This is a genomic window from Arthrobacter sp. JDC6, from assembly GCF_056484025.1.
This window is the reverse complement of sequence record NZ_CM151278.1, coordinates 46,338-60,444: the sequence shown is the minus strand read 5'-3', so window position 1 is coordinate 60,444 and position 14,107 is coordinate 46,338. Positions and strand designations below refer to the sequence as shown.

Genomic DNA, 14,107 nt, shown 5'->3' with positions numbered 1-14,107 from the left:
CTACTCCTCGTCACCTTCTGCGCCGAGCGCCTCGTTTTCGGTCCAGGTCCGCTTGGGCCCGGTCAGGACGATGTCCCAGTTGTAGCCCAGGGCCCACTCGGGCTCGGTGAGGCTGTGGTCGTAGGTGGCCACCAGGCGGTCGCGGGCGTCCTGGTCCACGATGGTCTGGTAGATGGGGTCCAGCGGGAAGAGCTGGTCGCCCGGGAAGTACATCTGGGTGATGATGCGCTGGGTGAACTCCGTGCCGAACAGCGAAAAGTGGATGTGGGCGGGTCGCCACGCGTTCAGGTGGTTCTTCCAGGGGTAGGCGCCGGGCTTGATGGTGATGAACCGGTAGGAGCCGTCCGGGCCGGTGATGCAGCGGCCGATGCCGGTGAAGTTGGGGTCGATCGGGGCGGGGTGCTGGTCGCGCTTGTGGATGTAGCGGCCGGACGAGTTCGCCTGCCAGATTTCCACCAGCTGGCCGGCCACCGGGCGGCCGTCGCCGTCCAGGACCTTGCCGGCGACGATAATCCGCTCGCCCAGCGGTTCGCCGTTGTGCTGGATGGTCAGGTCGGACTCCAGGGCGTGCACGTCCTGGTGCCCGAACGCCGGCGAGTACAGCTCGATGGTCTCCGGATCCGCGTGGTGCAGGCTCTTGGTGGGGTGGCGCAGGATGCTGCTGCGGTACGGCGGGTAGTCCAGCCGCGGCTGGGTTTCCGGCTGGGCGCCGTCCTTCAATGCCCGCTGGTAGGCCTCGCCGATGGCGTTGATCTCTGCGCTGAGGTCCGCCTGTGACTCGATGGCCTTGTCCAGGGGCTGGTGGGCAGCCTTCGGTTCGGCCGGGGGCACGAGTTCCTCCGACTCCAGCTCGGCGGTGATGTCTTCCGGCATGGCTGGCTCCTTTCTGATCTGTTCGGTTTCTTGCGTCCGGGGTTGTGTGGTGCGGTCTAAGGCGTGCGGTGCAGCGAGTCGTACTGGACGGCGTGGCGCACCGGAGCATTGGGGGCGCCGTAGCCGTCGTAACCGCCGCGGCGTTCCACCATTTCGAAGAACACGCTGCCCACGGTGGCGGTGTAGAAGTGCAGGAATTCGCCGTCGGCGTCGCGGTCGAACAGCAGGTTCAGCTCCTGCAGGGTGGCCAGGAACCCAGGCTCCAGGTCGAACCGGGCGTCCAGGTCCTCGTAGTAGTTGGCCGGGATCTGCAGGAATTCCAGGCCCCGTTCCCGGGCTGCCCGGGCTGTGGCCACGAGGTCGTCCACGGCAAAGGCGATGTGCTCCTGGTAGGTCTTGCGGACCTCGCTCCGTGCCTGCTGGATGGGGGCGAGGTTGAGCACCAGCCGCACCGCGCCGTCGGAGGTCTGCATGACCTGCGAGCGCACCAGCCCGCTGGGGCTTGGCACCTCCGCGAACGGCTGCGGCTCCAGGGCCAGGGCGCTGGTGTAGAAGAGGACAGCTTCGTCGAAGTGCTGCCACGGCTGGGCAAGGTTGACGTGGTCGATCACGGCACTGGCTCCGGTGGACGGGTGCTCCAGCCCCTCCCCGAACTCGTGGGTCCACGCCGCCGTGCCGTCCGGGCTGCCCTGGCAGAGAAAGATCTCGGTGGAATCGGGCGCGGAGATGCCCTGGAAGACTTCCTCGTCGGCCTGCACCTTGCGGGCCACCACGGGGGCCTTGAGCTGCTGGGCGCGCGCCGAGGCAATCACGGGGGAATCGACGTCGAACCCCAGTGCGGCAATGGCCGGCTCGGCATGCCGGGCCGCCTGTTCGTTGATGATCACCCGGGCCTGGCCCATGGTCCACAGCTGGACGTCCTTGGTGCGGTGCCTGCCCTCGAAGGCGAAGCCCAGCTGGCCCAGGAGTTTCTCCAGCTGCGCGGTGTCGTCCGCCTTGACCTCGGCAAAGTTGAAGCCCGCGGGTTCGTTCACCTTGGGCAGGGTGGCAAGTTCCATGGGGTAACGACGGCGGAGCGCTGCTCCGTTGCCTGGTGCGGCTTCGGTACCGGCCAGCCATTTGGCGCTCTGTTCTTCAAGCCAGATGAGCGACCGCATGGCATCCACGGCCGTCCGCTCCACGTCCGACTGGCGGAAAACGTCATTGAAGACTTCCAGCGAGACGGGTCCGGTGTACCCGGCCCGGACCACGTGGCCCATGAACTTGGCCAGCTCAAACTGGCCCTCGCCCGGGAACACCCGGTAGTGCCGGCTCCAGGACAGCACATCCATGGAGAGCTTGGGGGCGTCCGCAACCTGGACGAAGAAGATCTTCTCCGGGTTGAATGCCTCAATGTGGGCGGTTTCCCAGTCCCGCGACAGGATGTGGAAGGAGTCCAGGCAGGTGCCCAGATTGGGATGGTCAACCATCTCCACCAGCCGGTAGGCATGCTCGTAGTCGTTGACGTACTTGCCCCACGCAAGCGCTTCATAGGCCACCTTGACGCCGTGGTCGCCGGCCAGGTTGGCAAGCTGTGCCAGCTGCTCGGCGCGGAGGCCGTCGTCGTCGATGGTGGCGGTGGCAACGTTGGAGCAGACCAGGATGGTGTCCATGCCCAGGCGGGCCATGAGCCGGAACTTGGCCTCGGCCCGGCGGAGGTTGGCCTTCAGCAGGTCCGGGCTGACGCCGTCGAAATCCCGGAAGGGCTGGTAAAGATCCAGGCCAAGGCCCAGGTCGGCGGCCAGCTTGCGGACGTCCTCGGGACTCAGCGGGGACGTCACCAGGTCCTGCTCGAAGATCTCGATGCCGTCGAAGCCTGCGATGGCGCAGGCCTGCATCTTCTCTTTGAGGGTTCCGGACAGGCAGACAGTGGCGATTCCGGTGCGCATCAGGCAGCCACCTCTTCCGCTGCCACGAGCTCCAGGAAGTGGGCGCGCATGCGGTCCGGGTCCGCGTCCAGGCCGGTGAAGATCCGGAACGCGTCCGCGGCCTGGCCCACGGCCATCCGGCCGCCGTCCAGGACGTCGCAGCCCTTGGCCCGGGCGCCGCGGACCAGTTCCGTGTCGATGGGGCGGTAGACGATATCCGCCACCCAGTGCCGGGACTCCAGCAGGTCCAGGTCCAGCGGCACGCCGGGGTGGGCGGCCATCCCCACGGGGGTGCAGTGCACCAGGCCGTCGGCCACGCGCATCAGCTGCGGCAGCTCCGCCGTCGTACCTGCCGTGACGGTGCTGTCCGGGAAGAAGCCCTGGAGCTCGGCGGCCCGGGCTGCCGAGCGTCCCGGGTCCACGTCCACCAGGTGCAGGGTCCTGACGCCGGCGGTCAGCAGGGCGTAGGCGACGGCAGATCCGGCACCGCCGGCACCGAGCTGGACCACGCGGTCCAGCGACGCCCCGGGGAGGCCGGAAGCCAGTGCCGCGGCGAAGCCGGAGAAGTCGGTGTTGTAGCCGATGAAGCGGCCGTCCCGGATCACCACGGTGTTGACGGCGCCCAGGCGGCGGGCGTCCGGGGAGATTTCGTCAAGGTGCTCCAGGACCAGCTGCTTGCAGGGATGGGTGATGTTCAACCCATTGAAGCCCAGCGTCCGGGCGCTCTGCAGGATGCTGCCGACGGACTCGCCCGCCAGGCCCAGCTCCAGGAGGTCGATGGGGCGGTAGAGGTAACGCAGGCCCTGCACGTCACCTTCCCGTTCGTGCATGGGCGGCGTGAGCGACGGCGTGACACCGTCTCCAACCAGTCCCACGAGGTAGGACTCAGTTCGAATACTCATCCGTGCAGCTCCTTTGGTAACGGCACCGGCAGTGTCCATGCGGGGATGGGCTGCGCCGGTGATAGGGATTACAGTACAGCATTTGTTCACTTCTCGCACTACTGTTCGAGATACGAACTAAATATTTTGAGTAACGGCACAGGCGCCTTAGCCGCGCTGCGGAAGGCGTGCAGCCAACTCGGCTGCCGCATCGACCAGGACGGGGACGTGGGCCTCCAGCTCCTCGAGGCTCAGGCGGAAGACCGGAACGGCCGTCGCCAGGGAGGCAAAGGCGTGACCCTGGCTGTTGAGCAGGGGCACCGCCACGGCACGCATGCCGGCCTCGTTCTCCTCATCCATGACCGCGTAGCCGCGGCGGCGCACCTCCTCGATTTCCGCCCGGAACGCGTCCCGGTCGGTGATGGAGCGGGCGGTGAGCGCCTCGAGCGGGAGTTCCGCGAGCAGCCGCTCCCGTTCCGCATCCTCGGCGAATGCCACCAGGGCCTTGCCGACGGCAGTGGTGGACAAGGAGCCCAGGTGGCCCGGATCGCTGGTGACGCGGAAGATCTGCGGCCCGTCCACCTTGCTGACGGTGAGGTGGTGCAGGCCGTCGCGGACGCTGAGGATGGTGGCTTCCCCGGTCTGCTCGGTCACCCGGCGCAGGATGGGCATGGCAGTGCCCGCGAAACCGTGGTGGTTGGAGACCCGCTGGCCCAGCTGGAAGATGCGCAGGCCCAGGTGGTAGCGGCGGCCGTCCGGCTCGTAGTCAACAAAGCCGTCACGGGTCAGGGATCCGAGCAGCCGGTAGGTTGTGCTGAACGGCAGTTCCGCGCGGCGGGAAATTTCCGCGGCGCTGGCACCGCGGGGTTCGTCCCCCAGGAGGACAAGCAGGCCCAGGGCCTTGCCCACCATGTCCGTGCGTTCCGCAGGACGCGCGCCAACCTTCGCCTCCGGGGGCATGGTGTTCACGGGCTCCGTGGCGGCAGGGGCAGCAGCGGATTCTTCATTGACCGCTGTGGTTTGGTTCACACTCATGGCAATCATGTTGCCACAATGTGAGAGCTATTTCTAGATGGTGATTATTTTCTTGACAGGTGACTGCCCTCACAGTCATAGTTTCTATATCGCACAAGTAGCTCCCACCATGTGGCTACTGACGCCGGGTCTTCTTCCGGACTCCAGCCGCATCGCGCCCCGCCCGCACCAAGGCAGCGGCGGCTGCGACCTCCAGATCCATCCGCGACAATGTCGTCACACCAAAGGAACACCATGAGCCAGACACTTCCGTCCGCCGGGGCGGGTGCCCTCACCCGTGCCGGGACGCCCAGGAAAGCAGCCCTCGCCAGCTTCCTGGGCAGCGCCGTCGAATACTACGACTTCTTCATCTTCGGATCCGCTGCGGCGCTGATCTTCCCCAAGGTCTTCTTTCCCGATGCAGACACCAACGCTGCCATCATGTCCTTCGCCACCTTCGGCTTCGCCTACGTGGCACGTCCCGTGGGCGCCATCATCCTGGGCCACTTCGGCGACCGGGTGGGCCGCCGGAAGGTCCTGATGTTTACCCTGCTGCTCATGGGCGCGTCGACGTTCGTGATCGGCTGCCTCCCCGACTTCCACACGGTCGGCTGGTGGGCCCCGGTCCTGCTGGTGCTGGCCCGCCTGTGCCAGGGCCTCTCCGCCGCCGGTGAGCAGGCCGGCGCCTCGTCCATGACCCTGGAGCACGCTCCGGACAACCAGCGTTCCTTCTTTACGTCCTGGACCCTCACCGGTACCCAGGGCGGCCAGATCCTCGCCGCCCTGGTCTTCATCCCCGTCCTGGCCCTGCCGGATGAGATCAAGTACGGCATCGGCTGGCGCGTCCCGTTCTGGCTCAGCGCCGTCGTGGTCATGGTTGCCTTCTTCATCCGCCGCACGCTGCACGAGCCGCCGGCCTTCGAGGAAGCGCAGAAGAACGCCCAGATCTCCAAGCTCCCGGTGGCCGACCTCCTCAAGGGCCACTGGCGCGACGTCCTGCGTGTTGTCGCCTGCGCCTTCATTGCCGCCGTCTCCACCGTCTTCGGCACCCTGGCCATCAGCTACGCCAAGACCGTGGCCGGAGTGGACGGCACCACCACCCTGTGGCTCGTCGTCGGGGCCAACCTGGTGGCCCTGGGCACCCAGCCGCTCTTCGGGAAGCTCGCGGACAGGATCGGCCGCAAGCCCGTCTTCATTTACGGCGCCGTGGCCAGCGCAATCCTCACCCCGCTGTTCCTGCTCAGCCTGGAATCCCACAGCATCCCGTTGATGTTCGTTGCAGCCATCGGCTTCTTCTCCTTCGGCTACGCCGCCTCCAACGCCGTGTGGCCGTCCTTCTACGCCGAGATGTTCAGCACCAAGGTCCGCTTCTCCGGCCTGGCCATCGGCACCCAGCTCGGGTTCCTGATGGCTGGCTTCGCCCCGGCCATTGTGGCTGCCATGGGCGGCATCCAGGCGGGCGGCTGGGTCCAGATCAGCACCTTCACCGCCATCATCTGCGCCATCGCCGCCGTCTCGGCACTCACGGCCAAGGAGTCCTTCCGGACCCCCACCAACCTGCTGGGCGTGAAGTAGGCGCCGAAAGCGTCACACCAGCCCGGTTTTAGAGCCGGAAAGCCCGCCATTCCCCCAAATGGCGGGCTTTCCTTCGTGAAAGATGGGCTGCTTCGGAAGCGTCCCGCAGGGCACTTACCCCCGGCCGGTCGCCAGCACCGAGGCCAGGTCAAAATTGACCGGTTCCTCCAATTGCTCATAGGTGCAGGACTCCGGGTCCCGGTCCGGTCGCCAGCGGTTGAACTGGGCCGTGTGGCGGAACCTGTCGCCCTCCATGTGGTCGTAGCGGACCTCCACCACCAGTTCGGGCCGCAGTGGGACGAAGGACAGGTCCTTCCCGGCGCTCCACCTGCTGCCTTCGGCGTTCCGCGGCGTCCGTTCCCCTTCTTCCTGCTTGCCCCACGCCCACGGGTGGCCCTCGAAGCCGGTCACCAGCGGCTGGAGTTCTTCGAACAGTTCCTTGCGGCGCTTCATGGGGAAGGCGCCGATCACGCCCACGCTCGCCAGGCCGCCGTCGTCCTTGTAGAGGCCCAGCAGGAGGGACCCGATAGCATCGGGACCGCTCTTGTGGAGGCGGTATCCTGCCACCACGCAGTCGGCCGTGCGCTCGTGCTTGACCTTGAACATCACCCGCTTGTCCGGCTCGTACCGGCCGTCCAGCCGCTTGGCCACGATGCCGTCCAGCCCGGCGCCCTCGAACTGTTCGAACCACTGCGCGGCCGTGGCTTTGTCCGTGGTGGCAGCTGTGAGATGGACCGGGGCGCTGCTGGCCGCGAGCGCCTTCTCCAGCGCGGCCCGCCGCTCAGAAAAAGGCCTGCCGGTGTAGTCGTCGTCGTCCAGCGCCAGCAGGTCGAACGCCACGAAGCTCGCCGGGGTTTGTTGGGCCAGCAGCTTCACCCGGCTGGCCGCGGGGTGGATGCGCTGCTGCAGGGTGTCGAAATCCAGCCGGTCGCCGGACGCACCGATAAGGATGATCTCGCCGTCCACCACGCAGCGCGGCGGCAGGTTTTCCTTCAGTGCCGCAACGAGCTCCGGGAAGTAGCGGGTCATGGGCTTCTCGTTGCGGCTGCCGATCTCCAGGTCATCACCGTCGCGGAAGATGATGGACCTGAAGCCGTCCCATTTTGGCTCGTAGCTGAGGTCCGCGCTTCCTGGAATGCCGTCAATGCCGCTGACGGCCTTGGCGAGCATGGGCGGGACGGGCGGCATCACGGGAAGTTCCATAGTGCCCATTCTTGCCCGGCCAGCGCCCTGCACGGTAGGGCGGCGCGGCGGCGGAGTGGTTTTCAGCCTGCCAGCAGCCAAACCACCAGCACCAGCACCGGCGCCGCGGCGGCGGTGGAGAGCAGGATGGTTTCCCGCGCCACCGCCACCCCCCTCCCGTACTTGCTGGCGAACAGGAACACGTTCTGGGCCGAGGGAAGCGCCGCCATGAGCACTACGCCCAGCAGCATGTGGTGGTCCAGGTTGAAGAGGAAGCGGCCGACGACGAACGCCACCGCCGGCATCACCGCGGACTTGAGTGCCGTGGCAGTGAGGATTTCGGCCGTGTGGCCGCCGCTTCGAAGCATCTTTGTTCCGTGCAGCGACATCCCGAAGGCCAGGAGCACCACCGGCACTGCAGCACCGCCCAGGAGCGTCAGTGGAGCCATCACCGGAGCCGGAAGCTGCACATGGAACGCGGCCAGGACCACGCCCAGGAGCGAGGCGATGATCATGGGGTTCCGGAAGGGCTGCGTCAGCATGAGCCGGGGCGAAAACCGGCCGGCCTCGGAGAGGTCCAGCAGGGTCAGGACCAGCGGGGCGAACAGGAGCAGCTGGACCAGCAGGACCGGAGCTACGGGAGTGGCGTCCCCCAGGGCATACAGCGTGATGGGGATGCCGATGTTGTTGGCGTTGACGTAGGAGCCCGCCATCGCGCCCACGGCCGTCTCCGCGAGCGGCCGCGGAAACCAGATCCGGCTGGCGGCCACATACAGGAGGGCCGTGACCGCCGCCGTGATCATGGCGAGCGGAACGTATGCGGAGAGGACCACGGAGAGGTCCGATTTCAGCACCACGGTGAAGAGCAGCACCGGGTTGGTGATGAAGAAGGCGGTCCGGGTCAGCGCCGAGATGGTGGGTTCATCGCCCAGGCCGCAGCGTGCGGCGATGTAACCCACGGCAATGACGACGCCGATCACCGCCAGTCCGATCAGCACACCGCCCACGTGGGGTACTTCCTTCCGCTCCCGCCGCATCCTGCCGCGCCGCAGGACAAAGTACTACAAGTCTCAAACTTATCGGACAAGCGGTCCCGACATTGCCAGGTGGGCCGCGTGACCCGCTGCCCGCGGTGTGCGCTGTGTGAAAAGATCAACCATGCACGCAATGCAGCACTCCAGCAAGCTTGAAAACGTCCGGTATGAGCTCCGCGGGCCAGTCCTGCAGGCGGCCAAAAACATGGAGGCCGAAGGGCACCGGATCCTCAAGATGAACCTCGGGGACACGGCGCCGTTCGGCCTGGAAGCACCTGAATCCGTGGTGGTGGACATGATCCACCACCTTCGCGGCGCCCAGGGCTACAGTGACTCCAAGGGCATTTTCACGGCGCGGACCGCCATCTCGCAGTACTACCAGACGCGTGGCCTGATGAACATCGGGGTCGAAGACATCGTGATCGGCAACGGCGTCAGCGAACTGATCTCCATGTGCCTCCAGGCGTTCATGGAGAACGGCGACCAAATTTTGGTCCCGGCACCGGACTACCCTTTGTGGACCGCCGCCGTGACCCTGACGGGCGGAAAACCCGTGCACTACGCCTGCGACGAGGCGGAGAACTGGTGGCCGGACATGGCCGACGTGGAGGCAAAGATCACCAGCCGCACCAAAGGCATCGTGATCATCAACCCGAACAACCCCACCGGCGCCGTCTACCCCCGCCACATCCTGGAGCAGTTCGCGGCGCTGGCCCGGAAGCACAACCTGGTCCTGTTTTCGGATGAGATCTACGAGAAGGTGCTGTACGACGACGCAAAGCATATCCACACCGCGTCCGTGGCTGAGGACCTGTGCTGCCTGACGTTCAGCGGACTGTCCAAGGCCTACCGGATGCCTGGCTACCGGGCAGGATGGGTGGCCATCACCGGACCGCTTGCCGCTACCGCCGCCTACCGTGAAGGCCTTGAGCTGCTTGCCTCGCTGCGCCTTTGCGCCAACGTTCCCGCCCAGCATGCCATCCAAACCTGCCTGGGCGGCTACCAGAGCATCGAGGCGCTGGTGAAACCCGGAGGCCGGCTGCGCGAGCAGCGGGACCTTGCCCATAGACTCCTTACCGCCATTCCCGGCGTGACCTGCGTGCCGGCGTCGGGCGCCATGTACCTGTTCCCGCGCCTGGACCCGGACCTGTATCCCATTGCCAATGACGAAAAATTCGTCCTGGACCTGCTCCGGGACCAAAAGATCCTGGTCTCCCACGGCTCGGCCTTCAACTGGCCCGCGCCGGACCACTTCCGGTTTGTCATCCTCCCCTCGGTGCTGGACATCGAGGAAGCCGTCCGGCGGATTTCCAGCTTCCTGGCCGCCTACCGCAACGGCACGGACGAATAACGCCGGGGACATGTAAGCAGAGGCAGGAAACCGCAGCGGCGCGAAGAACTAACCGGGCGCTAACCACGGGGAAACCGCTACGCAACATTCCCGGCCCACACTGGGTAGTGCAGGCAAGAGCCGGCACCAGCTCCAGCCAGGAGGCCCCCGATGTTGAAGAAAGCGACCACGCATGTAACCAGAGTCCGCGCCCTGGACCAGCTCCACCGCGGTGACGAAATCGAAGCCCGCCTCTCCGTAGGCCCTTCCTACGACGACGTGGTGATCCGCCGCGGCAGCGTGCAGGAAACGGCGCCCGGCATTGGGGTGGTGTGGATCCTGGACCGGATCACGGGGGTCCGGAAAGCAATCAATACGGACGAATGCACCGTCTGGCGTGTGGCATAGGGACCTGGATGCGGGGCTGCGGGCGTAGTCAGTAAGGACTGCCCGCCACCGGCCCGCCTCCCGGTCAGCCGCCGGCCACGGACTGGATCACCAGTACTTCCTGGCCCGGCGCCACCCTGGTATCCAGGCCCTGCAACCGCCGCACCTCGTCGCCGTTGACGTAGATGTTGACGAACCGGCGCAGCGCACCGGTTTCGTCACGGAGCCGCCGGCCCAGCACCGGGTAGTCGGAGGCCACCGCATCAAGCAGGCTTTCCACCGTTACCGGCCCGTCCGCGGGCGCAGTCAGTACGGACTGCCCGCCGGCCAGGGGCTGCAGGACGCTGGGAAGCAGCAGCGAAATCTCAGGCACCTGCCACCACGGCCGCCCTGACACACAGGACATCAGGCAGGTGGGAGGCCACCTCCCTGAATGTCTCCCCTTCATCCGCACTCGCATAGACCGTCCCGCCCCGCGTACCGAAGTACACGCCGGCGGGATCTGCGGTGTCCACGGACGCCGCGTCCCTGAGCACGCTGTTGTATTCGTGCTCAGGGAGCCCGGTGCTGAGCCGCTTCCAGGTGTTCCCGGCGTCGTCGGTGCGGTGAACGGCAAGCTTTCCGTCGGGCGGGATGCGTTCGCCGTCGGCCTTCAACGGAATAACCCAGGCGGTGCCCTCCCTGCGGGGATGCGTGAGCATGACGAAGCCGAAATCGGCAGGCAGGCCTTCGGCGATGGAGGTCCAGCTGTCCGCATTGTCGTCCGTCCGGTACACCCCATGGTGGTTCTGGGCATAGAGGCGCCCTTCCACGGCGGCATCGGCGGCGATCTTGTGCACGCACTGGCCGAACTCGGGATTGGGGTCCGGCATGAAGTAGGCCGAGATGCCCTTGTTGCGCGCCTCCCAGGAGGTGCCGCCGTCCAGCGAGCGGTAAACGCCGCCGGTACTCATGGCAACGTGCACCGTTTCCCCGGCCGGCTGGACCACGATCGAATGCGCAGCCGCCCCGCCATAGCCCGCTCCCCATTCGCTGCGGTGCGGGTGGTCCCACAAGCCGCGGTTCAGCTCGAAGTGCTCCCCGCCGTCCATGGATTTCCAGACGGAGATGGGTTCGGCTCCGGCCCATACCACTCCGGGGCGGGACTCGGCGTCCGGATAGATCTGCCAGACCCGCTCCAATGCTGCCCCGGTGTTCTCTGGGAACTTGATGGCGCCCTGTTCCGGCTCGGTCCAGGTGGTGCCGAAGTCGTCGGAGTGGGCAACCGTTGGTCCCCAGTGCGGACTGCGGACACCCACCAGGATGCGCGTGCGGCCTTCCCTGGTATCGATCCCGATGCTGGGGATCTCCGCCATGAGGAAGTGCGGCCCGGTGAAGGACCACTCCTGCCGGTCCCGGCTCGTGGCAAGCCACAGCCCTTTCTTGGTCCCGATTGCCAGGACAAATGATTCTGCCGCCGTTGCCATGCGGACCATGCAACCACCGGATCAGTCACCGCGCAACGTTTCCAGGTGCGCAGGCTCCACATTCACAGAGGCAGGAGTCAGTCCACGAACTCCGACTGCGTCTGGATGAAGTCCCAGTCGGCGACGGTCAGCACGGCTGCGGGATCTCCGGGGTGCGGGCCGCCCGCCTCAGCGATGCCCTGGAGCACCGGAAGGGGCAGTTCCTCCGCATAGAGGTTTTCCCGCAGCCACTCTTTGCTGGCGAGGTCCAGGTCCAGCCACCACATAAAGATTTCCACGAAACCCCTCCTTGCGTCGCTTTAAACGTTAGGCGCGGCCCCTACGGGGGACAAGGTGCTGCGGCCGGAAGCAGGTGTGTCCGGCCGGGTTTCAAGTACTGGCAGGTAACTTTCCCGGCCAACCCCGTTGAAAGACGAGTATCCCCTACTGGCGACTGCGCAAGGCGGCGCTCCTAGCCTGAAATCTCAAGCAAGCTGACCGTGCTGCTGGGGCATACGGCGTCACCGCTGGCCTTTCCTCGCCATGGTCCGTTTCACACATATATGGGGAGACAAAATGAAACGCACCTTAGCAACAATGGGGGTGATGGGGCTTGGCCTTATCAGCCTCACAGCGCCCGCCATCGCGGCTTCCGACCAGGTGGTGGTCGCCCGCTCAAACGGAAGCGCCCTGATACCGCTGGAGAACAATACCAACGGCGGCACTAACAACGGCGGTGGCAACAACACCGGTGACACCAACAACGGCGGCGGCAACAACATCGGTGGCGGCAACGGCGGCGGCAACGGCGGCGGCGGCACCAACAACGGCGGCACCAACGGCGGCGGCACCAACGGCGGCGGCGGCACCAACAACGGCGGCGGCGGCACCAACAACGGTGGCGGCAACAACGGCGGTGGCAACGGCAACGGTGGCGGCAACAACGGCGGTGGCAACGGCAACGGCGGCGGCAACAACGGCGGTGGCGGCAACGGCAACGGCGGCGGCAACAACGGCGGTGGCGGCAACGGCAACGGCGGCGGCACCAACAACGGTGGCGGCAACGGCGGTGGCGGCAACGGCAACGGCGGCGGCAACAACGGCGGTGGCGGCAACGGCAACGGCGGCGGCACCAACAACGGTGGCGGCAACGGCGGCGGCAACACCGGCGGCAACACCGGCGGCGACAACACCGGCGGCAACACCGGCGGCGACAACACCGGAGGCGACAATACCGGCGGCAACACCGGCGGCGACAATACCGGCGGCAACACCGGCGGCGACACAACCGGTGGAACTGCTCCGGCCGCTGTGGCGGCTGTGGCCCCTGCTGCCGCACCCGCGCAGCCGGCGCCCGCCAAGCAGGCTGTTGCCACACCCAAGGCCGCCCCTGCCGCGGCACCCGTCAGCGTCGGAACCAACCAGGGCTACAACGCACAGACGGCGGTGGGAGCGCCCGATGGCTTGCCGGGCTGGCTGGTAGGCCTGGGAGCGCTTGCTGCCGCGGGGACCGTGGTGGCAGTACGGCGCCAGTCGCGTCCGCTGCACACTGCCGGCTAGCCGGAACACCGCCACCACCAGTGGCCCCCTGACAAGGAAGGCGTCCTGCCAGTGCCCGGCAGGACGCCTTCCTTCCACCCCCGCCAACCCGTGAGGAGCGCCATGCGGCAGGATCGAAGCCGGCACGCAGCCCCCCAGCACGGCATGTGGCGGCGCATATGGCGCCGGTGGAACGCCGGTGACCTGGCAATCCTGTGCTGTGGCGTCCTCGCCTTCGTGTCATTCACCCTCGGCGCTCCCCTGTTCCACCCGGCACCGCCACTGGCAATCGGAAATGCCCCCGCTTCGGTTGCCCTGGTTCGTGGCGGCATTCCATCCGCCGCGGGGGCGGCTCCCATTGCGGAGACCGGCCTGCCGGACGCCGCAGCGGCACCCGACCAGGCAGCGGCAGCCCAGGCTCCTGGCGAAACAGCAACGGAAGCGCCTGCGGGACCGGAGCTTCCGGCGGCGTCCCAGCCGGTCCGCATCCGCTACCCGTCGGCCGCCTTCGATGTGCCCGTCCACCCGCTGGACCTGGACAGTGGGGCCCAATACAGCCGGACCATTGAACCTCCCGCCACCAAGGACGGCTACTGGCTCACGCCCTTCGGGGTTCCGGGCAAGGGCTCCGGCAACACCACCTACGTGATTGGCCACAGTTGGGACGGCGCGGATGCTCCCTTCAACCACCTCAGTTCGGCGGCGGCCGTTGGCGACCGCCTGGAGGTGGAAACAGTGGCGGGAACCATCAGCTACCGGGTGGACAGCGTCACGACCTACCTGAAGTCCAGCCTCAAGGACAGCCCCGTCTGGGACATGGTGCCCAACCGGCTGGTCCTCATCAGCTGCTACACCGAGGATCCGTGGGGCAAGAACGTGGTGGTCACGGCATATCCCAGCCTTCCCTAGGCCTCCGGGCCCGCACTCCGGAAGTTTGACG

14 protein-coding genes are annotated in these 14,107 nt (G+C 66.8%); 5 read left to right on the top strand and 9 right to left on the bottom strand.

The genetic code is table 11. From position 1 onward, the window contains the following. The 4 genes from pcaH to ACV095_RS00280 all read right to left on the bottom strand — a co-directional run bounded on the left by pcaH (position 1) and on the right by ACV095_RS00280 (position 4,696). Positions 1 to 873 carry a protocatechuate 3,4-dioxygenase subunit beta gene (gene pcaH / locus ACV095_RS00295; protein WP_018769802.1) on the bottom strand — a complete coding sequence of 291 codons (873 nt, stop codon included), beginning with the start codon at positions 871 to 873 and terminating at the stop codon, positions 1 to 3. Between the two features lie 56 nt (positions 874 to 929). Then, positions 930 to 2,801 carry a bifunctional sugar phosphate isomerase/epimerase/4-hydroxyphenylpyruvate dioxygenase family protein gene (locus ACV095_RS00290; protein ID WP_478222658.1) on the bottom strand — a complete coding sequence of 624 codons (1,872 nt, stop codon included), beginning with the start codon at positions 2,799 to 2,801 and terminating at the stop codon, positions 930 to 932. Beyond that, entirely contained in the window at positions 2,801 to 3,682 is an 882-nt protein-coding gene (locus ACV095_RS00285) for a shikimate dehydrogenase (RefSeq protein ID WP_478222657.1), read from the bottom strand. Before ACV095_RS00285 ends, ACV095_RS00290 begins: the two co-directional genes overlap by 1 nt. A gap of 147 nt (positions 3,683 to 3,829) precedes the next feature. Next, positions 3,830 to 4,696 carry an IclR family transcriptional regulator gene (locus ACV095_RS00280; RefSeq protein WP_478222656.1) on the bottom strand — a complete coding sequence of 289 codons (867 nt, stop codon included), beginning with the start codon at positions 4,694 to 4,696 and terminating at the stop codon, positions 3,830 to 3,832. 234 nt (positions 4,697 to 4,930) lie between these two features. Here ACV095_RS00280 and ACV095_RS00275 point away from each other — a divergent pair, with 234 nt between their 5' ends. Further along, a complete protein-coding gene (locus ACV095_RS00275; RefSeq protein WP_478222655.1) occupies positions 4,931 to 6,250 on the top strand; it encodes an MFS transporter in 1,320 nt (439 codons plus the stop codon). Positions 6,251 to 6,364: 114 nt separating this feature from the next. On the opposite strand, the gene ACV095_RS00270 is transcribed toward ACV095_RS00275, so the two are convergent. Together ACV095_RS00270 and ACV095_RS00265 are read right to left on the bottom strand one after the other, a co-directional pair. Next, a complete protein-coding gene (locus ACV095_RS00270; protein ID WP_478222654.1) occupies positions 6,365 to 7,453 on the bottom strand; it encodes an ATP-dependent DNA ligase in 1,089 nt (362 codons plus the stop codon). A gap of 62 nt (positions 7,454 to 7,515) precedes the next feature. Continuing rightward, positions 7,516 to 8,439: an AEC family transporter gene (locus ACV095_RS00265; RefSeq protein ID WP_134164872.1), complete on the bottom strand. Its 924-nt coding sequence runs from the start codon at positions 8,437 to 8,439 to the stop codon at positions 7,516 to 7,518. Positions 8,440 to 8,590: 151 nt separating this feature from the next. Between ACV095_RS00265 and ACV095_RS00260 the strand changes: the two genes are divergently transcribed. Both ACV095_RS00260 and ACV095_RS00255 read left to right on the top strand, forming a co-directional pair. Next, positions 8,591 to 9,817: a pyridoxal phosphate-dependent aminotransferase gene (locus tag ACV095_RS00260; RefSeq protein WP_056392398.1), complete on the top strand. Its 1,227-nt coding sequence runs from the start codon at positions 8,591 to 8,593 to the stop codon at positions 9,815 to 9,817. A 150-nt stretch (positions 9,818 to 9,967) separates the two neighbouring features. Further along, complete coding sequence (locus ACV095_RS00255; RefSeq protein ID WP_056392396.1) at positions 9,968 to 10,204, top strand: hypothetical protein; 237 nt, start codon at positions 9,968 to 9,970, stop codon at positions 10,202 to 10,204. Positions 10,205 to 10,268: 64 nt separating this feature from the next. Here ACV095_RS00255 and ACV095_RS00250 read toward each other — a convergent pair whose 3' ends face one another. The 3 genes from ACV095_RS00250 to ACV095_RS00240 all read right to left on the bottom strand — a co-directional run bounded on the left by ACV095_RS00250 (position 10,269) and on the right by ACV095_RS00240 (position 11,927). After that, positions 10,269 to 10,589, bottom strand: coding sequence for a MoaD/ThiS family protein (locus ACV095_RS00250; RefSeq protein ID WP_377204588.1), 321 nt, complete (start codon positions 10,587 to 10,589; stop codon positions 10,269 to 10,271). After that, complete coding sequence (locus ACV095_RS00245; protein WP_478222653.1) at positions 10,549 to 11,658, bottom strand: WD40/YVTN/BNR-like repeat-containing protein; 1,110 nt, start codon at positions 11,656 to 11,658, stop codon at positions 10,549 to 10,551. Before ACV095_RS00245 ends, ACV095_RS00250 begins: the two co-directional genes overlap by 41 nt. A 68-nt stretch (positions 11,659 to 11,726) precedes the next feature. Next, on the bottom strand, positions 11,727 to 11,927 hold the full coding sequence (locus tag ACV095_RS00240) for a hypothetical protein (RefSeq protein ID WP_478222652.1): 201 nt from the start codon (positions 11,925 to 11,927) through the stop codon (positions 11,727 to 11,729). A 307-nt stretch (positions 11,928 to 12,234) separates the two neighbouring features. On the opposite strand from ACV095_RS00240, the gene ACV095_RS00235 reads away from it, so the two are divergent. Then, a complete protein-coding gene (locus ACV095_RS00235) occupies positions 12,235 to 13,188 on the top strand; it encodes a hypothetical protein (protein WP_478222651.1) in 954 nt (317 codons plus the stop codon). Positions 13,189 to 13,290: 102 nt separating this feature from the next. Continuing rightward, entirely contained in the window at positions 13,291 to 14,076 is a 786-nt protein-coding gene (locus ACV095_RS00230; RefSeq protein ID WP_478222650.1) for a class F sortase, read from the top strand. Positions 14,077 to 14,107 lie beyond the last annotated feature (31 nt).